Origin of the sequence: Blautia luti, assembly GCF_013304735.1 — a bacterium.
Lineage (GTDB): Bacteria > Bacillota > Clostridia > Lachnospirales > Lachnospiraceae > Blautia_A.
Map to the genome: position 1 here is coordinate 44880 of NZ_JAAITI010000011.1, position 14106 is coordinate 58985.

Here is a 14106-nt window from a genome sequence, read left to right on the forward strand (position 1 = left end):
GAAAACATGGTATAATTGGCAGATGAAGAATATGAGGGGAAGAGAAGCATGCAGTTATGGACTTTACAACCATTAGAAATTTGGAAAATCCTTCAACAATCCGATAGCTTTCATTGTAACCCTGAAAAGTGTTCTATGCCGGAATTTCAAGAGCAATATGGCTGGCTTGTAGAGCAAATGTGCAACAAGATAGGTCCTGCACCACGAGGAATTGAATTACCTGTATGGGCATGGTACAAACAGAATTGGAAAAACAGAAAACCAGATCTTCGATCAGAACGCTGGACTTGCGGACTGGAAGATCAGGATTATGTGTGTATGGAGCTATCAATTGACGAAAAACGAGTTGTATTGTCGGATTTTGATTCTTGGGGAATTATATTAAATAATGGCTTGATTTCCCAATCTGAGGAAGAAGATGAACAATTGGAAAATAAGTATGAACAATTATCTGACAGTGAAAAAAAGCGTTATAAATATGAAAATAGAAGATGTCCAAGCTGTGAGATTCTTCCGTACGGGAATTTATAAAAGGTGATTTGAGTTGGTAATATGTGAGCAGAGTAATAATCTTCATATACTTATGAAAAAAGACTTTTAACAATAGTAGAACGGGATAAGATTTTATGCGAATACTTATGCTAGGTAACAGCTTTACTTTTGCCAATCATATGCCAGATATATTGGCTAGACTCACTGGTGCAGAGGTAGTTCATCACACTCGTGGTGGTGCGAGGTTGGCGGAGCAGCTGAATGAAAAGACAAGGATGGGAAAGCTGACACAAAGTGCACTTTGGAATGAAAAATGGGACTATGTTGTGTTACAGGAAATGAGTAATGGTCCGATTACTTCAAAGAAAAAGTTTCTGCAAAATGTGGAGCTTCTATGCAAGCAGATTTCCGACTGCGGTGCTGTTCCGATTCTGTATGCAACATGGGCGTATGAACGTGACAGTAAGCAACTGGAAGCTTTGGGAATGGAGTATGATGAGATGTATCAAAAAATGTATGCATCTTATCATGAAGCAGCTGAATTGACAGGGGCATTGATTGCTGATGTGGGACAAAGATTTTATGAAATAGCAGATCAAAAGAGAATTTATGCTTCCGATGGCTGTCATCCGAATGAGATGGGTTCTATAATTGCAGCAGAAACAATTGCTGCGGTTATTCGAGAAGATCAGGAGAAAAAGAATACGGATAATACGCTTGCATATTACAACCAAAATGTGCTGAATTTTATTTGTACGACACAGTCTGTTGATTTGTATACGGTAAATAGTTAGTACCGTGCTTTTCACCTAAAACCATGAGATAATCCCTTTGTAAAACTAAAAGTTTTTTAAAGGAGGATCTTATGGATAAGATCACACGTCAGGTCCGCATTGAACATTGGACCCAGATCATGAATGAATGTTTGAACAGCGGTATGAATAAAACTGAATGGTGCCGGGCTAATGGGATCTCAGACAAACAATTCTTTTACTGGCAAAGGATTCTCAGAAAAGAAGCTTTTGCTGCTTCGACATCAAAGGACCTTTCGGTTATCACAGACCCGGCAGATGAAACCAGCCCACAAAAGATTTCGTTCGCAGAGATCAGCATTCCAATAAAACAGGAGTCTGTCAGAAATGGATTCCATCCGGATATCATCCTCCGAAAAGGACCGGTCTCTGTAGAGATATCCAATTCCGTTTCAGCAGAACTCCTGTCACGTATCGGAGATATCTTTCATGCTGAATGATGCTTCCGGGTTCCGCAGGATCTATCTCGCTACCGGCTACACAGATCTGAGACGTGGTATGGAGGGGCTTGCATCCATTATCAAGTTCAATTTTCAGCTGGATCCGTATCAAAAAGATATTCTGTTCCTGTTCTGCGGAAGACGTACTGACCGCATCAAAGGGCTGGTCTGGGAAGGCGACGGCTTCCTGCTTCTATACAAAAGACTGGAGTTGGGTGCATTCAACTGGCCCCGCACAAAAGAAGAAGCATTGGAGATCACCCCAGAGCAGTACCAATATCTCATGCAGGGACTGGAAATTGTTGCACGCCATCCGATCCAGGAAGTCAGACCGGATAAGATCTTATAAGATCCTGTGCAAAACAGAGAAAATAAAAAAACATCTTCCAATCATCATAAGTCCTGAAAAAGAGTTATCCACTTTTCATAATTCCGCTGCCTTCATTTATTCAGGAGTACTTTCAGGCCCCTTTACAGGGCTTGTGGATAAGTACTCTGAAAAGCCCGAAAAACTAATAGTTTTTTGAGTTTTTCAGAGTATTCATCTATTAGTAAAAATGACGAATACCCTGTCTGCCTGATTCGCTTTTTCTTTATCTTTGCGTTACAATAGGAACATCAGATAAAGGAGAACGGCATCCATGGCAAAAGTATATACAGAAGAAGAACTGAATAATTTCAGCAGGGAAACACTTATGGCAGTCATCCTGTCCATGCAGGATCAGATTCACCAGCTGAATACAAACATGGAGCGCCTGATCGAGCAGATCGCTGATGCAAACAATAAGCGTTACGGCCGTTCTTCCGAAAAACTGGAAACGATCTCCGGACAGCTGGAACTGGAGCTTATATTTAATGAGGCTGAAGTACTTACGGAAACACTGTATGTGGTTGAGCCTGTTGAGGAAGATGTGATACAGCCGCGTCGTAAAAATAAAGGAAAACGGGAGGCAGATCTAAAAGATCTTCCGATTGAAGTGATCGTCCATACCCTGTCAGAAGAAAAACTCCAGGATGTCTTTGGCACAGATGGATGGAAACAGCTTCCAGACGAGATATATAAAAGGGTACGTGTGCAGCCGGCAGTCTATACTGTTGAAGAACATCATGTGGCAGTCTACGCTGGTAAGGACAACCAGACAATCATAAAAGCGGACCGTCCGAAGAATCTGCTCCGTAACAGCCTGCTTACTCCGTCACTTGCGGCAAGCATCATGAATGCCAAGTACGTAAACGGGCTTCCTCTTTACAGGATCAGCCAGGAATTCCTGCGGAATGACATCCATATCTCCAGACAGGTCATGGCAAACTGGATGATCCAGTGTGCGGACAGGTATCTGGGAATCCTTTATGACCGGCTCCATAAGGAGATGTATCAGTTTCATGTACTTCAGGCTGATGAGACTCCGGTCATGGTCACTAAGGATGGACGGCCGGTAAACAGTAAAAGTTACATGTGGATCTATCGGACCGGAAAGAGTTATACGGATACTCCGATCATCCTGTATGAATACCAGCGAACCCGAAAAGCGGACCATCCGGAAGAATTCCTGAAGGATTTTAAAGGGATCGTAGTATGCGACGGTTACTCTGCATACAGGAAGCTGGACAGGGAAAATCCAGACATCGTCTTTGCCGGCTGCTGGTCACATGCAAGGCGCAGGTTTGCGGAGGCATTGAAAGCCCTGCCGAAAGCAGCACAGAAAAATGCGAAAGAGACTGTAGCTTACGAAGCAGTCAGCCGGATCGCAGCAATCTATCATCTGGACAACCAGATGGAGGGACAGCCTGCAAAAGTCAGAAAGATGTACCGTCAGGCCAATATCAGACCTCTTGTAGAGGCCTTCTTTGCATGGGCAAAAGAGATCCAGATTAAAAATCAGCTTTCCAGAGGAAAGACTCTGGATGGGATCAACTACTGTATCAATCAGGAAGTTTCTCTGAAAGCCTTTCTGGAAGACGGTGATATTCCTATGGATAACAATGCGACAGAAAGTGCTCTGCGTAGCTTTTGTCTCCATAAGCATACATGGAAGCTGATCGACAGTCTGGATGGCGCAAATGCCAGTGCCATTATCTACAGCATCACAGAAACGGCAAAAGCTAACAATCTGAATCCTTTTCGGTATCTTGAACATGTCCTGACTGTATTGAAGGACCACCAGGATGACAGGGAATATAGTTTTATAGATGATATCCTGCCATGGTCTGAAAAACTTCCAGCAATATGCCGGAGCAAAACAAAAGCAACTAATATTTAAAATCTTGCCGCCGGAAACGGCGGCTTAAAGTTAGAGCAGTACGGATAGTTTACCGTATACAAATAAACAACAGGCTGAACAGCAAAGTATGCCATTCAGCCCATCACATTATATTTTTGTATTCTATAAACCTATGATTTTATCATCAATCTGAGAGGTTTACACAGAATAATTTACACTACCCTTTATGTATCTTTAAACGCCCAAATTAGAAATATTACTCTTCTTCACTCTTCTTCAACTTCGAATAATAACTATCCGCAGTATAAAGCGCCGCCACCGGATTATGCCCCAATACACGGTCTTTCGTCACTGCTGTCGTAGTCAGTGCCTCGGAATATTTGTAAAACAGACTGTCATGCCCCACACAAAGTCCGACCACAACATTCAGGTCCGTCTTCGCCTTGTTCAGAAGCTTTGCCTGCAGGATCGGATTACACATATTCACACCGACACCTTCGCAGCATTCCGGGATGCCGACCGATGTCTTCTTCTGTGTTCCGGCTTTACAGCCGACACCATACACCTCAAAGCCATGTCTGCGCAGGATATCTGCCAGGATACGGCTTTCTTTCAACAATCCGACACAGGTTGCGATCCCGATCTTTTTCGCATTAATCTTCTTTGCAAAATCCATGATTTCTTCGACACGGGTATGTTTGCAGTAATTCTCATACTCTACTTCAGCTGCAGCGATTGTTACTTTGCGGTTCTCGTCTTCATTGTAGCATTCCATAGCTTCATTTAGAACTTCTTCATCCATGTGTGTTGTCAGACAGAAATCCGGATAGGTTTTATCCATTTTACTGCAACTTTTTACTGCGCAGTCGATACAGGACATGGCTTCTTTTTTCATTTTTTCACTCTCCTTTTGTATACCTTGGTATCTACAGAGGCCTGCCACTGGCAGATTCTCTAGATTAAGCTTTACTTTGTAAAATATCCTCTATTTACTTCATAATAACAAATACTTATACTACAGACAATGGTTTTCCGTTTTTATTTTCTTATTTTTTGTAGTTCTTTTCTATGAGAAACGTTCCCCGATTCAGGGTTGATTTGTCATGAATTGTCGATTCTGATTTTTGAAAAATTATTGAAAATTATCTTTTTAAACTTGAAGATATATAACAGTCTCTCTGATAGACCATCATCTTTGGATTTATACTATCATGTATAGGTTATTTCGTCAATCAAAACATTTATCCACTTCCCTCATTTCAATCCTAGCTCTTTCAATACCTCAGCCGAATACTAGCTACATGGAAGCCAATAAACCATGCAACGGCGGTTCTTTTATTCGCCAGTATATGCAATTTCTATCTCATAGCCGCCGTTCTCATAGTAGGCGTGGGAAAAATAGTATCTTATTGTTATTTCTGAAATATAAAATTTGAATCATAAAACTTCTTTCCCTCTCAAATCCATTTTTACCAAACCAACTACTAACAATCCAATAAAAATTGCCGTGTCCACAAATAACAGTACAACAACACTTTTTACTACTCCGAAAGTAAAAAGTATGGAGAAGATTTCCACTGACAACACAATAAAACACATATAATTTGTCAAATACTCTGTTATAATTTCTCCATAATAATTGTTCATCTGCAATTTCGCATAGATAAAAGGTTTTAATAAATAACGGATTATGATACATATAACAGGACAAATAAAAATCCAGTTTTTATTAACTAGGGATGTTGCCACTCCTTTACTCCATTGTACTGGAATTTCTGTCGGCAACTTAGAATAAGACAAAGCCCCAATAATCAAGCATAGTGCAGTAATCATAGTCCAGGTAAGCATACTTCCCCATATATACAAAAAGCTGACGGAATCCAGTTTGAAAACAGTTCGATTATCTTTCCAATAGTCATGCAAATCTGTTACATATTGTTCTACCTGTAATTTTTCATAACTAATACTTTCTTCATCCAGCATTTTTTCGCACATGAGTTTCGCCTTATTCAAATCAGTAATCTGATTTTTTAATACTTCCTTTTGCTTCTCAAGCATTTCCTGCAATGTTACTTTTTCGGATATAATACTTCGTATATCTTCAATAGAAATTCCCAATGTACGTAGATATGCAATCTTCTTTATATTTTCCACATCATTTTCAGAATAATCTCTATAACCATTACTTTCATTTCTCGAAGGCTCAATAAGTTTTTCCTTTTCATAAAAACGGATATTAGAACGGGCTAAACCTGTTCGCTCTTCTACGTCTTTTATAGTCATATTATGCCCTCCTTTCGAGCAACTCTATTTTACTTAATAATAAGCTATAAACAAGGTTTACAGTCAAGCATTTATCAAAAAACTATAGTTGTTGATAAGGACATGAAAAGCTGTCCAAAATAGAAGGTGAACCGGATTGCTGCTCCGACTCAATCTTCCACGTGGAATACATCTTCCACCAGCATATTAAAGTATTTTGATATCCGCAGCATAAATTCGGCAGATGGGGTGCTGTCCCCACGTTCTATCCTGCCAACAGTTTTGGTGCTGTATCCGATAGCAGCGGCAAGGTCATCCTGGTAAATGCCACGCTGTTCCCGGATTTCTCTGATATTATTGGTAACCGCCATAAAAATCCCTTCTTTCAGTTCTATAGATATTTTCTTATTGTCAATTATGCAAAATAATGTGTCCAATAAAAAGGACTTGCAATTTTATCGGCAATGCTTTATCGGCAATGTCCTGTAATAGCAGAAGCATCAGATTTTCCAAGAACTTTTCCAAATATGTCTAAGCGGTCATTTTCACTAACCTTGATAGGTGCATACTTTTCATTAAGAGAGATAAGGAAAATTCCGTCTTTATCGTTTTGTAATTTCTTAATATAGGCTTCTCCGTTAAGAGCGAAGATGCCGATTTCTCCATTAGCAACAGATTCCTGTTGTAATACCCATGCAATCTGACCATCATGGAATTCAGGTTCCATACTGTCACCACTAATACGGATACCGAAAGTAGTATCTTCCGGCAGGATAGATTCATCTATGCGTACAGTCTCTTTCGGTCCGTCTACAAGGAAGTTACCGGTTCCGGCTGATACGGCATTTTCAAAAATATCAATGCTACGGAATGGAATTATCTTAGCAGTCTGCTTTTCATACATTCCGGATGCGTGGAGCAGATTGATATAATCCATAGCTTTTGCGGTATGCTCCTCAGTGCTATTCATGAAGAAGAAGGCGAAGAAAAGCTTCATCTTCTGATGGTTGATAACCATATTCCGGCATGTGCTAAGCTGTACTAAAATTAAATATAAAATATCTAAAACCATGATGTCAGACCACAGTTGACAACAATTTGACAACAAAATTTGGGATAATAATGAATCGTTATGAAGCATGACGAATTTCAGGTGAAAGGACACAGGTTTGAGAATGAAATCAAAATTGATTCACTGGATCAATGATTGATATGCATGACAACAAGAGCACTTCTTAGAGTTAATCTGAGAGGTGCTTTTTTTTCGCACTAAAAAATATATCCCGGCAGTCAACTTCTGTAAAACAGTGAATTACGCGAAAATATCATGGATAAAAATTATAAACCAATCACAAGTATGAAGGAAGTATCGGAGCAGCTTAGAAAATTGCGCCGACAGTATCTGCGTTATCAACAGGCAGAGATTATTTACAGTATTTTTCATAAGAAATTATTTGAACTTGCCAGTGATGCAGGTGCGATTTACAGAATAGATGGAACCGTATTGATCAACCGGGATATTTTTGATGTCTATCTGGAACAATTCCATGAACTGGCGACAGGAAAGGATAAGGTGGTGTATGGGATATGCACGTAAAGATGTAGAGAAAACAAAGAAAATGGCAAAGAAATTTGTACGCTATCAGGAAGGGGCAGAGCTTTACAGCATTGGACTGAAGTTCCTCTCAGATTCCATGAAATGCCCGGTATTCCCGGTACATTTCAATCATATTTTTTTTTGCATTTTTCAAATAAGAAGTATCGGCGCTGATTCGTCCAAGAAGAAAATATCCCTGATAGATAGAAAGCATGCGCTGAGAAAGAATTTTTGCATGATCTGGAGACAATCCGGAGCATAACAATACTTCCTGAAAAATCTGCTCAAATTTTTTCAGTCCTTCCATAAATACAGATGCAACTGCAGGCTTGCTAAGTGCTGTTTCCATGCCCATCACCGCATACGGGCAGCCTGCAAATGTTTGTCCATTTGTCCTTTCAGATAAAAAATCAAAGATTTCTTCAATAAAACTTTCCCAGTCATTTCCCTGAGAACTATTTTGAAATTGTTCCAGTAAGATTTTTTGATAGTATTCCGTTACCGCTGTTGCCAGGTCATCCTTGCTTTTGAAATAAAAATAAAAAGATCCTTTTGGAAGGTCTGTTTGTTTGAGGATTTCGCTGATTCCAGTAGCAGAATACCCATTTTTCCAAAATAATTCAGCAGCACACTCGATCAGGCGTTGTCTGGATTCTTCACCCTTTTTCAATTCGCATTTCCTCCTTCAGTCTGGAAAACAGATGCGTAAGTGCAAACATAAGCGTTTCATAATGCATGTAATCTAAAGTATTCCTATCTGCAAGAATTTGAAGACTTGCCGGGAACTCGTCATCAGCTTCCCAGAAACGAATGATAATCGGCAAAAAAGGAAAAAGATTTAATTTAAAAGCAACATCTCCTTTTTCCAGTTCCTTTCCGGAAAGTGATATACAGGCATTACGCAATTCAACGGTTTTTCCGTTAAAAAAGTCAGCGGTATTCTGAAAAAATCCTCTGTTCGGCGAGAGATTTCCTGTTCGGACAGAGGAAAGGCTGTTTATATTTACAAATTCATGTGACAGATGGCATCTATCCTTTGAATAACATAAAACATCATAAATAGTCATTGCTTCATTATGATTGGCTTCATGAACTATTTCAAAATCATTATCTGACCACTGAACACTTCCCGTTTTTCGGTTAATACGATAGGTACGGTTAATAAAAGTAATATATAACCAGTCAGAATTGTGATCTAATGAATATTTATGTATCATTGTAGCCTGATCATATTGCAGGAAAACATGTGCCATTGAAATTTTTGTTTTATCATAATTATTGATAGCTTTCGTCATATATTTCTCCAAGAATATTTTTGTTGTAGTTATTTACAAAATAGACTAATCGGTCTATAAAGTCAATACATTTTGCGTACCAAATAAAAATTAATGATCATGAAAAGTAAATGACTAAGACTTCCCATACCTTCTGATGGCAGATGACAGAATCCCGGCAGTCAACTACTGCAAAACAGTATATAACAGTTGACAACAGTATTATACTGTTATATACTGTTTGCAACAGGAGAGAACATATGAAGATTATAATCAATAATACATCGATGGTACCAATTTATGAGCAGATCATGGAGCAGATCAAGGCGCAGATCATCTCCGGAGAGTTAAAAGAAAATGATATATTGCCGTCCGTGAGAACAATGGCAAAGGAACTGAAGATCAGTGCACTTACTGTGAAGAAAGCATATGACAATCTGGAAGCAGAGGGCATGACAGTCACAGTTCATGGGAAAGGAACGTATGTAGCGGCTTCGAATACACAGCTGATGGAAGAAGAGCGCAGGAAAGAGGTTGAGGCGGATCTGGAAGCAGCAATTCAGAAGGGAAGGCGCTGCGGAATGAAGGAGGAAGAGATCCGTTCGTTGTTTGAACTTATCATGGAGGATGAATGATTATGTTGGAGATCAAAGGAGTAAAGAAAAGCTACGGTGAATTTCAGTTAGACTGTTCGTTAAATGTAGAAAAAGGAAGAATCACTGGTCTGGTTGGAGAGAACGGAGCCGGTAAGAGTACTTTGTTCAAGGCAGTGCTCGGACTCATTTCTTATGATGCCGGTGAGATAAAGATCTTGGGAAAAATACCGGAAGAGTTAAGTGAAAAAGAGAAAGAAGAGCTGGGAGTTGTCCTGGCAGAAACCGGATTCAGTGGATACTTGAAAGGGAAAGATGTTGAGGCAGTCCTTGCCAAATTGTATCCAAAGTTTGAAGCAGAAAAATTTCATCAGATGTGTGAAGAATATCAGATTCCGTTGGATAAATTTATAAAAGAGTACTCAACAGGAATGAAAGCAAAGCTGAATCTGATCATTGCATTGACACATCAGGCAGAATTCCTGATGCTGGATGAGCCGACAGCAGGGCTTGATGTCGGAGCGAGGGAAAGGATGCTGGATATTTTAAGAGAGTATATGGAAGAAGAACCGGAGAGAAGTATCTTGATCAGTTCACATATTTCTTCGGACTTAGAACATCTGTGTGATGACATTTATGTGATACATAAAGGAAAGATTGTACTTCATGAAGCGATGGATACGATTCTTGAAAAATATGCAGTGTTGAAGGTCAGTGAGGAACAATATCAGGCAGTAGATAAAAGGTATCTTTTGAAAGAGAAAAAAGAGTTTTTTGGAGTTGCCTGTCTGACGAACGAGAAGCAGTATTATATAGAAAATTATCCGGAAATCGTAGTAGAGAGCGGATCACTCGATCAGGTGATCCTGATGTTGACAGGGGGCGAAAGATGATGAAAGGAATCAGAGGGCTTTTGGAAAAGGATTTTCGATTGTTTTTTCGGCAAGGTGGTAATCTTTTTTTGGTGTTAGTGTTTGTAGCATTGTTTTTTATACTTACAGGAAAAACGGCAGCTGCTTTCATTGCAATGTATATCCCATCTGTTCTGGCGATATATTCAGGTAATACGATCAGTTATGATGAAAATGGCCATGGTTACACATATTTATTTTCTTTACCTGTAAATAAAAAAATATATGTCAGAGAAAAATATATTTTTTCCTTTATCATGACAGCATGTGGATGGTGCATTGGAATGATCTGTGCAGGAATTATGGTACTCATAAATCCTGAAGAGGTGTTTGATCTGGAAATGCTGGCAATGGAGTTGATCACATTTTTTGTGTTTCAGGCAATTGCGGGAATTATGATCGCGATCAGGATAAGGTTCGAAGGAGAGAAAGGGCGAATTGTGCTGCCGATTGCAATTTTAATTATTTTTGCAATTTGTTATACAATTGGATTTTTTGTGAAGGCTAACTTGGGATTAAAAGAAATTATTCTGCATGTGATAGGTGGAATAGGGGATCTTGAAATTGCGATTGCCCTTATTGTGCTAAGTCTGCTTATATGGTTTGCTTCGTATAAGTATAGTATGAGCGCTATGAAGAAGAAAGAGTTTTAAGATAGGTGTGGCAAAAATGATCCATTAAAAATAATGATTATAAAGATGTAATAGCTACCAAAAATATGAGAAAAACTTTGTGAAAAAATAGGCTTGTGTTTCGTAAGAGTCCCTTGTAAAATAGCGGACAAGGATGAAAAGAAAAGGAGATTCTTATGGGAACCAATGAAAAAGATATGACTGCCGGATCTCCCGGAAAACTGATCATAACTTTTGCCATACCAATGATGCTTGGAAATATTTTTCAGCAGTTTTATACAATGGCAGACACCATGATTGTCGGACAAGTGGTAGGAGTTGAAGCACTGGCGGCAGTAGGTGCCGGAGATTGGCTGGTATGGCTGGTGTTGGGGATCATGACAGGTATCACACAGGGTTTTTCTATTCTTGTATCTCAGTATTATGGAGCAAGGGAAAAGGAAAATCTGAAATGTGCAGTAGCGAAAAGCTATATCATGACAGCATTACTGTCTGTGGTCGTACTCGCAGTAAGTGAAGGTACAGTTTATCATGTTCTTTTATTTTTACAGACACCGGATAATGTCATTGATCTGACAATGCTATATTTGCGGCTGATCTTTGCAGGAATCCCGATCATAGCTGCTTATAATATATTTGCAGCGATCCTTCGGGCACTTGGAAACAGCAGATCTCCGTTGATCGCAATGATAGTGGCAGCAGTGATCAATGTGGGACTGGATCTGTTATTTGTGGCGGTTTTTGGCTGGGGTATAGCCGGAGCAGCAGTGGCAACCGTTATCGCACAGGGATTTTCAGCCTTGTACTGTTTGATCGTATTACGTAAAATCCCGGATATCCGCCTGGAAAAGAAGGACTTTTACAGGCAGCCCTCTATGAGCCTGCGGCTTTTGGAACTGGCGGTTCCTCTTGCGATACAGAATGTGATCATCTCCGTGGGAGGACTTGTGGTACAGTATGTGATCAATGGATTTGGTTTTCTGTTTGTGGCGGGATTTACGGCATCGAACAAGCTGTATGGGGTTTTGGAGATGGCTGCCGTTTCATATGGATATGCTATTACAACCTATGTGGGCCAGAATCTTGGTGCAAAAAAATACCAGAGGATTCGAAAAGGCGTGCGCAGCGGCACTTATATGGCAGTGCTCACTTCGGCTTTCATTTCCGGCATGATGGTACTGTTTGGACGTAATGTACTGTCCCTGTTTGTATCCGGTGAACCGGATCAGACCCGACAGGTATTGGATATAGCATATAAGTATTTGTTTATTATGGCTGTCTTTTTGTGGGTGCTGTATCTGCTGTATGTGTATCGTTCCGCTATCCAGGGCCTGGGTAATACTTTGATTCCGCTTGCCAGCGGCATTGCAGAATTTATCATGCGTGTCAGCGTTGCACTGCTGCTGCCCAAAATGATCGGCGAAGACGGAATATACTATGCAGAGATCTGTGCATGGAGCAGCGCAGCTGTTTTACTATTCGTAAGTTATATGATCATTATACGAAAATATAAAGAAGTATTATGAGGCAGGACTTCCGGAAACAAAAGTCATAAGAAAGGATGCGGTAGCAGATCTGTATGATGGAATATATAAAAGCTGGGGAGATCTTTCCTGAGAAAAAACGAGCGGGCCGGCGTTAAATAAAACGCTGGACCCGCTCCATTGTGGTTTTTAGAATAAAGATATCCGTCAGTACATCACCGGTTTCCAGAGAATGGTTGGCGTTTTGGGTGAGAAAGAGAGGTACATCTTTCTGCGCTGCCAGTTCCCGGATGGAATTGGTTTCGGCCCAGGGATCTGCGGTGCCGTGGAAGGCGATGCTTCCGGCAAGTGGGAAGGAAAAGGTCTCTGCAAGAGGCGTAAACAGGATGCTTTTTACAGTCAGATCGTGTCGGGAAGCATAGGCTGAGGAGATGACTGTACCAATGCTTTTGGAAATAAACAGAATGCTGCCATAGGAATTCCAGTCGATGCTGCCTAAGGAGCGTTCTGTTTGTTCCAGGGCAAGGTCAAAGGCCTGTTTCATTTTCTCCGGATCACCTTTGACATTTTCTGGAAGGGAACCGTAAGATACGGTCCGGATCTGATAACCGTGCTTCTTGGCAAGACGGCCTGCATAGTACAGAAGTGGTTTATCGGCAGTGTATCCGATGCCTGGAAAAATGACGGCTAATTTCGGGGCATTTTTATCTGCTTCGGGTATATGTGCAGAAGTTTTTGCGTAGAGCATCTGCAGATGGATTTTTTCCTGAAGCTCTCTTAAAGTAATAGAGATCGTGCAGGAGTCAGATGGAAGGTAATCGTAATCGGTAATAAGGTTGTCTTCTTCCATGGCATAAACCATGTGTGAGGAACCCATAAGTTCCATATCTTCTTCAATATCAGAAAGTAATTCTTCGTATGATTTCATTTTCTTTTTCTCCTTATATGAAGTTTTTTCAACATATAAATCGTTTATTTTTACAGATGGTCCTATTATAATGGATTTATTGCAAGACAACAAGGGTTTCACACCAGTGAACAGAACTGGAGAAAAGGAGAAAATATGTTGACGTTGTTATTTATCATATGTATGTTTGGAGTTTTTGGAAAATTATTTTGCTTCGGCGTAAAAGCAGCCTGGGGAATCTCAAAATTCGTATTGACAATTGTGTTCCTGCCGTTGATCCTGCTTGTAATGGTGGCAGGAGGACTGATCTCCATAGCATTGCCGGTACTTCTTGTTATTGGAGTTGTCGGACTGATCGCATCGAAAGCATAAGCAGAGAAAAAGCAGTTAACCTGTAAAAACGGGTTAGCTGTTTTTTTATGAAAAAATGGATGCTTTTGGGACAAAAATCCTGTTGCACAACCATGAGAGATACAATTA

At 40.1% G+C, this 14106-nt stretch carries 18 protein-coding genes; 11 read left to right on the forward strand and 7 right to left on the reverse strand.

Annotation, left to right across the window (positions count from 1 at the left end; all coding sequences use genetic code 11):
* The first annotated feature begins 48 nt into the window (after positions 1 to 48).
* From G5B06_RS08045 to tnpC, 5 genes are all read left to right on the forward strand, one after another.
* Entirely contained in the window at positions 49 to 531 is a 483-nt protein-coding gene (locus G5B06_RS08045; protein ID WP_173771702.1) for a DUF3841 domain-containing protein, read from the forward strand.
* Positions 532 to 626: 95 nt separating this feature from the next.
* Positions 627 to 1286 (forward strand): SGNH/GDSL hydrolase family protein, encoded by a 660-nt coding sequence (locus G5B06_RS08050; RefSeq protein ID WP_244094543.1) that lies wholly within the window; start codon positions 627 to 629, stop codon positions 1284 to 1286.
* A gap of 71 nt (positions 1287 to 1357) precedes the next feature.
* Positions 1358 to 1744, forward strand: a complete 387-nt coding sequence (gene tnpA, locus G5B06_RS08055) for an IS66 family insertion sequence element accessory protein TnpA (RefSeq protein WP_059085448.1) — start codon at positions 1358 to 1360, stop codon at positions 1742 to 1744.
* A complete protein-coding gene (gene tnpB / locus G5B06_RS08060; RefSeq protein ID WP_015524382.1) occupies positions 1734 to 2093 on the forward strand; it encodes an IS66 family insertion sequence element accessory protein TnpB in 360 nt (119 codons plus the stop codon). The genes tnpA and tnpB overlap by 11 nt, the downstream gene beginning before the upstream one ends.
* A 292-nt stretch (positions 2094 to 2385) precedes the next feature.
* Positions 2386 to 4005, forward strand: a complete 1620-nt coding sequence (gene tnpC, locus G5B06_RS08065; protein ID WP_173771704.1) for an IS66 family transposase — start codon at positions 2386 to 2388, stop codon at positions 4003 to 4005.
* Between the two features lie 217 nt (positions 4006 to 4222).
* Here tnpC and G5B06_RS08070 read toward each other — a convergent pair whose 3' ends face one another.
* The 4 genes from G5B06_RS08070 to G5B06_RS08085 all read right to left on the reverse strand — a co-directional run bounded on the left by G5B06_RS08070 (position 4223) and on the right by G5B06_RS08085 (position 7300).
* On the reverse strand, positions 4223 to 4861 hold the full coding sequence (locus G5B06_RS08070; protein WP_147603690.1) for a DUF1847 domain-containing protein: 639 nt from the start codon (positions 4859 to 4861) through the stop codon (positions 4223 to 4225).
* 542 nt (positions 4862 to 5403) lie between these two features.
* Positions 5404 to 6249, reverse strand: coding sequence for a MerR family transcriptional regulator (locus tag G5B06_RS08075; RefSeq protein ID WP_173771706.1), 846 nt, complete (start codon positions 6247 to 6249; stop codon positions 5404 to 5406).
* Between the two features lie 149 nt (positions 6250 to 6398).
* The gene (locus G5B06_RS08080) at positions 6399 to 6599 is read right to left on the reverse strand and encodes a helix-turn-helix transcriptional regulator (protein WP_004611564.1); all 201 of its coding nucleotides are present in this window, start codon (positions 6597 to 6599) and stop codon (positions 6399 to 6401) included.
* A 98-nt stretch (positions 6600 to 6697) separates the two neighbouring features.
* Positions 6698 to 7300 (reverse strand): S24 family peptidase, encoded by a 603-nt coding sequence (locus tag G5B06_RS08085; RefSeq protein WP_244094544.1) that lies wholly within the window; start codon positions 7298 to 7300, stop codon positions 6698 to 6700.
* Positions 7301 to 7555: 255 nt separating this feature from the next.
* Between G5B06_RS08085 and G5B06_RS08090 the strand changes: the two genes are divergently transcribed.
* Entirely contained in the window at positions 7556 to 7825 is a 270-nt protein-coding gene (locus G5B06_RS08090; RefSeq protein WP_173771709.1) for a DUF6462 family protein, read from the forward strand.
* Positions 7826 to 7913: 88 nt separating this feature from the next.
* Here the strand turns inward: G5B06_RS08090 and G5B06_RS08095 are convergent, their stop codons facing one another.
* Together G5B06_RS08095 and G5B06_RS08100 are read right to left on the reverse strand one after the other, a co-directional pair.
* The gene (locus G5B06_RS08095; RefSeq protein WP_021650919.1) at positions 7914 to 8495 is read right to left on the reverse strand and encodes a TetR/AcrR family transcriptional regulator; all 582 of its coding nucleotides are present in this window, start codon (positions 8493 to 8495) and stop codon (positions 7914 to 7916) included.
* Complete coding sequence (locus tag G5B06_RS08100) at positions 8482 to 9120, reverse strand: DUF3786 domain-containing protein (protein ID WP_173771710.1); 639 nt, start codon at positions 9118 to 9120, stop codon at positions 8482 to 8484. Before G5B06_RS08100 ends, G5B06_RS08095 begins: the two co-directional genes overlap by 14 nt.
* 239 nt (positions 9121 to 9359) lie before the next feature.
* On the opposite strand from G5B06_RS08100, the gene G5B06_RS08105 reads away from it, so the two are divergent.
* The 4 genes from G5B06_RS08105 (at position 9360) to G5B06_RS08120 (ending at position 12761) form a co-directional block, all read left to right on the forward strand.
* Positions 9360 to 9734 carry a GntR family transcriptional regulator gene (locus tag G5B06_RS08105; protein WP_015526677.1) on the forward strand — a complete coding sequence of 125 codons (375 nt, stop codon included), beginning with the start codon at positions 9360 to 9362 and terminating at the stop codon, positions 9732 to 9734.
* A gap of 2 nt (positions 9735 to 9736) precedes the next feature.
* Positions 9737 to 10585 carry an ABC transporter ATP-binding protein gene (locus tag G5B06_RS08110; RefSeq protein ID WP_114002685.1) on the forward strand — a complete coding sequence of 283 codons (849 nt, stop codon included), beginning with the start codon at positions 9737 to 9739 and terminating at the stop codon, positions 10583 to 10585.
* Positions 10582 to 11256 carry an ABC-2 transporter permease gene (locus G5B06_RS08115; protein ID WP_147603684.1) on the forward strand — a complete coding sequence of 225 codons (675 nt, stop codon included), beginning with the start codon at positions 10582 to 10584 and terminating at the stop codon, positions 11254 to 11256. The genes G5B06_RS08110 and G5B06_RS08115 overlap by 4 nt, the downstream gene beginning before the upstream one ends.
* A gap of 155 nt (positions 11257 to 11411) precedes the next feature.
* Positions 11412 to 12761, forward strand: coding sequence for an MATE family efflux transporter (locus G5B06_RS08120; protein ID WP_173771712.1), 1350 nt, complete (start codon positions 11412 to 11414; stop codon positions 12759 to 12761).
* Between the two features lie 112 nt (positions 12762 to 12873).
* Here the strand turns inward: G5B06_RS08120 and G5B06_RS08125 are convergent, their stop codons facing one another.
* The gene (locus G5B06_RS08125; RefSeq protein ID WP_173771714.1) at positions 12874 to 13647 is read right to left on the reverse strand and encodes an alpha/beta hydrolase; all 774 of its coding nucleotides are present in this window, start codon (positions 13645 to 13647) and stop codon (positions 12874 to 12876) included.
* Positions 13648 to 13782: 135 nt separating this feature from the next.
* Here G5B06_RS08125 and G5B06_RS08130 point away from each other — a divergent pair, with 135 nt between their 5' ends.
* Positions 13783 to 13998, forward strand: coding sequence for a hypothetical protein (locus tag G5B06_RS08130; RefSeq protein WP_148448310.1), 216 nt, complete (start codon positions 13783 to 13785; stop codon positions 13996 to 13998).
* The last annotated feature ends 108 nt before the right edge of the window (positions 13999 to 14106 follow it).

Bases quoted from the DNA above. Each gene is read 5' to 3' on its own strand.
- G5B06_RS08075 (WP_173771706.1), bottom strand. From the start codon at position 6,249: ATGACTATAAAAGACGTAGAAGAGCGAACAGGTTTAGCCCGTTCTAAT.
- tnpA (WP_059085448.1), top strand. From the start codon at position 1,358: ATGGATAAGATCACACGTCAGGTCCGCATTGAACATTGGACCCAGATC.
- G5B06_RS08105 (WP_015526677.1), top strand. From the start codon at position 9,360: ATGAAGATTATAATCAATAATACATCGATGGTACCAATTTATGAGCAG.
- G5B06_RS08090 (WP_173771709.1), top strand. From the start codon at position 7,556: ATGGATAAAAATTATAAACCAATCACAAGTATGAAGGAAGTATCGGAG.
- G5B06_RS08120 (WP_173771712.1), top strand. From the start codon at position 11,412: ATGGGAACCAATGAAAAAGATATGACTGCCGGATCTCCCGGAAAACTG.
- G5B06_RS08115 (WP_147603684.1), top strand. From the start codon at position 10,582: ATGATGAAAGGAATCAGAGGGCTTTTGGAAAAGGATTTTCGATTGTTT.
- tnpB (WP_015524382.1), top strand. From the start codon at position 1,734: ATGCTGAATGATGCTTCCGGGTTCCGCAGGATCTATCTCGCTACCGGC.
- G5B06_RS08070 (WP_147603690.1), bottom strand. From the start codon at position 4,861: ATGAAAAAAGAAGCCATGTCCTGTATCGACTGCGCAGTAAAAAGTTGC.
- G5B06_RS08130 (WP_148448310.1), top strand. From the start codon at position 13,783: ATGTTGACGTTGTTATTTATCATATGTATGTTTGGAGTTTTTGGAAAA.
- G5B06_RS08045 (WP_173771702.1), top strand. From the start codon at position 49: ATGCAGTTATGGACTTTACAACCATTAGAAATTTGGAAAATCCTTCAA.
- G5B06_RS08085 (WP_244094544.1), bottom strand. From the start codon at position 7,300: ATGGTTTTAGATATTTTATATTTAATTTTAGTACAGCTTAGCACATGC.
- G5B06_RS08125 (WP_173771714.1), bottom strand. From the start codon at position 13,647: ATGAAATCATACGAAGAATTACTTTCTGATATTGAAGAAGATATGGAA.
- G5B06_RS08100 (WP_173771710.1), bottom strand. From the start codon at position 9,120: ATGACGAAAGCTATCAATAATTATGATAAAACAAAAATTTCAATGGCA.
- G5B06_RS08110 (WP_114002685.1), top strand. From the start codon at position 9,737: ATGTTGGAGATCAAAGGAGTAAAGAAAAGCTACGGTGAATTTCAGTTA.
- G5B06_RS08080 (WP_004611564.1), bottom strand. From the start codon at position 6,599: ATGGCGGTTACCAATAATATCAGAGAAATCCGGGAACAGCGTGGCATT.
- tnpC (WP_173771704.1), top strand. From the start codon at position 2,386: ATGGCAAAAGTATATACAGAAGAAGAACTGAATAATTTCAGCAGGGAA.
- G5B06_RS08050 (WP_244094543.1), top strand. From the start codon at position 627: ATGCGAATACTTATGCTAGGTAACAGCTTTACTTTTGCCAATCATATG.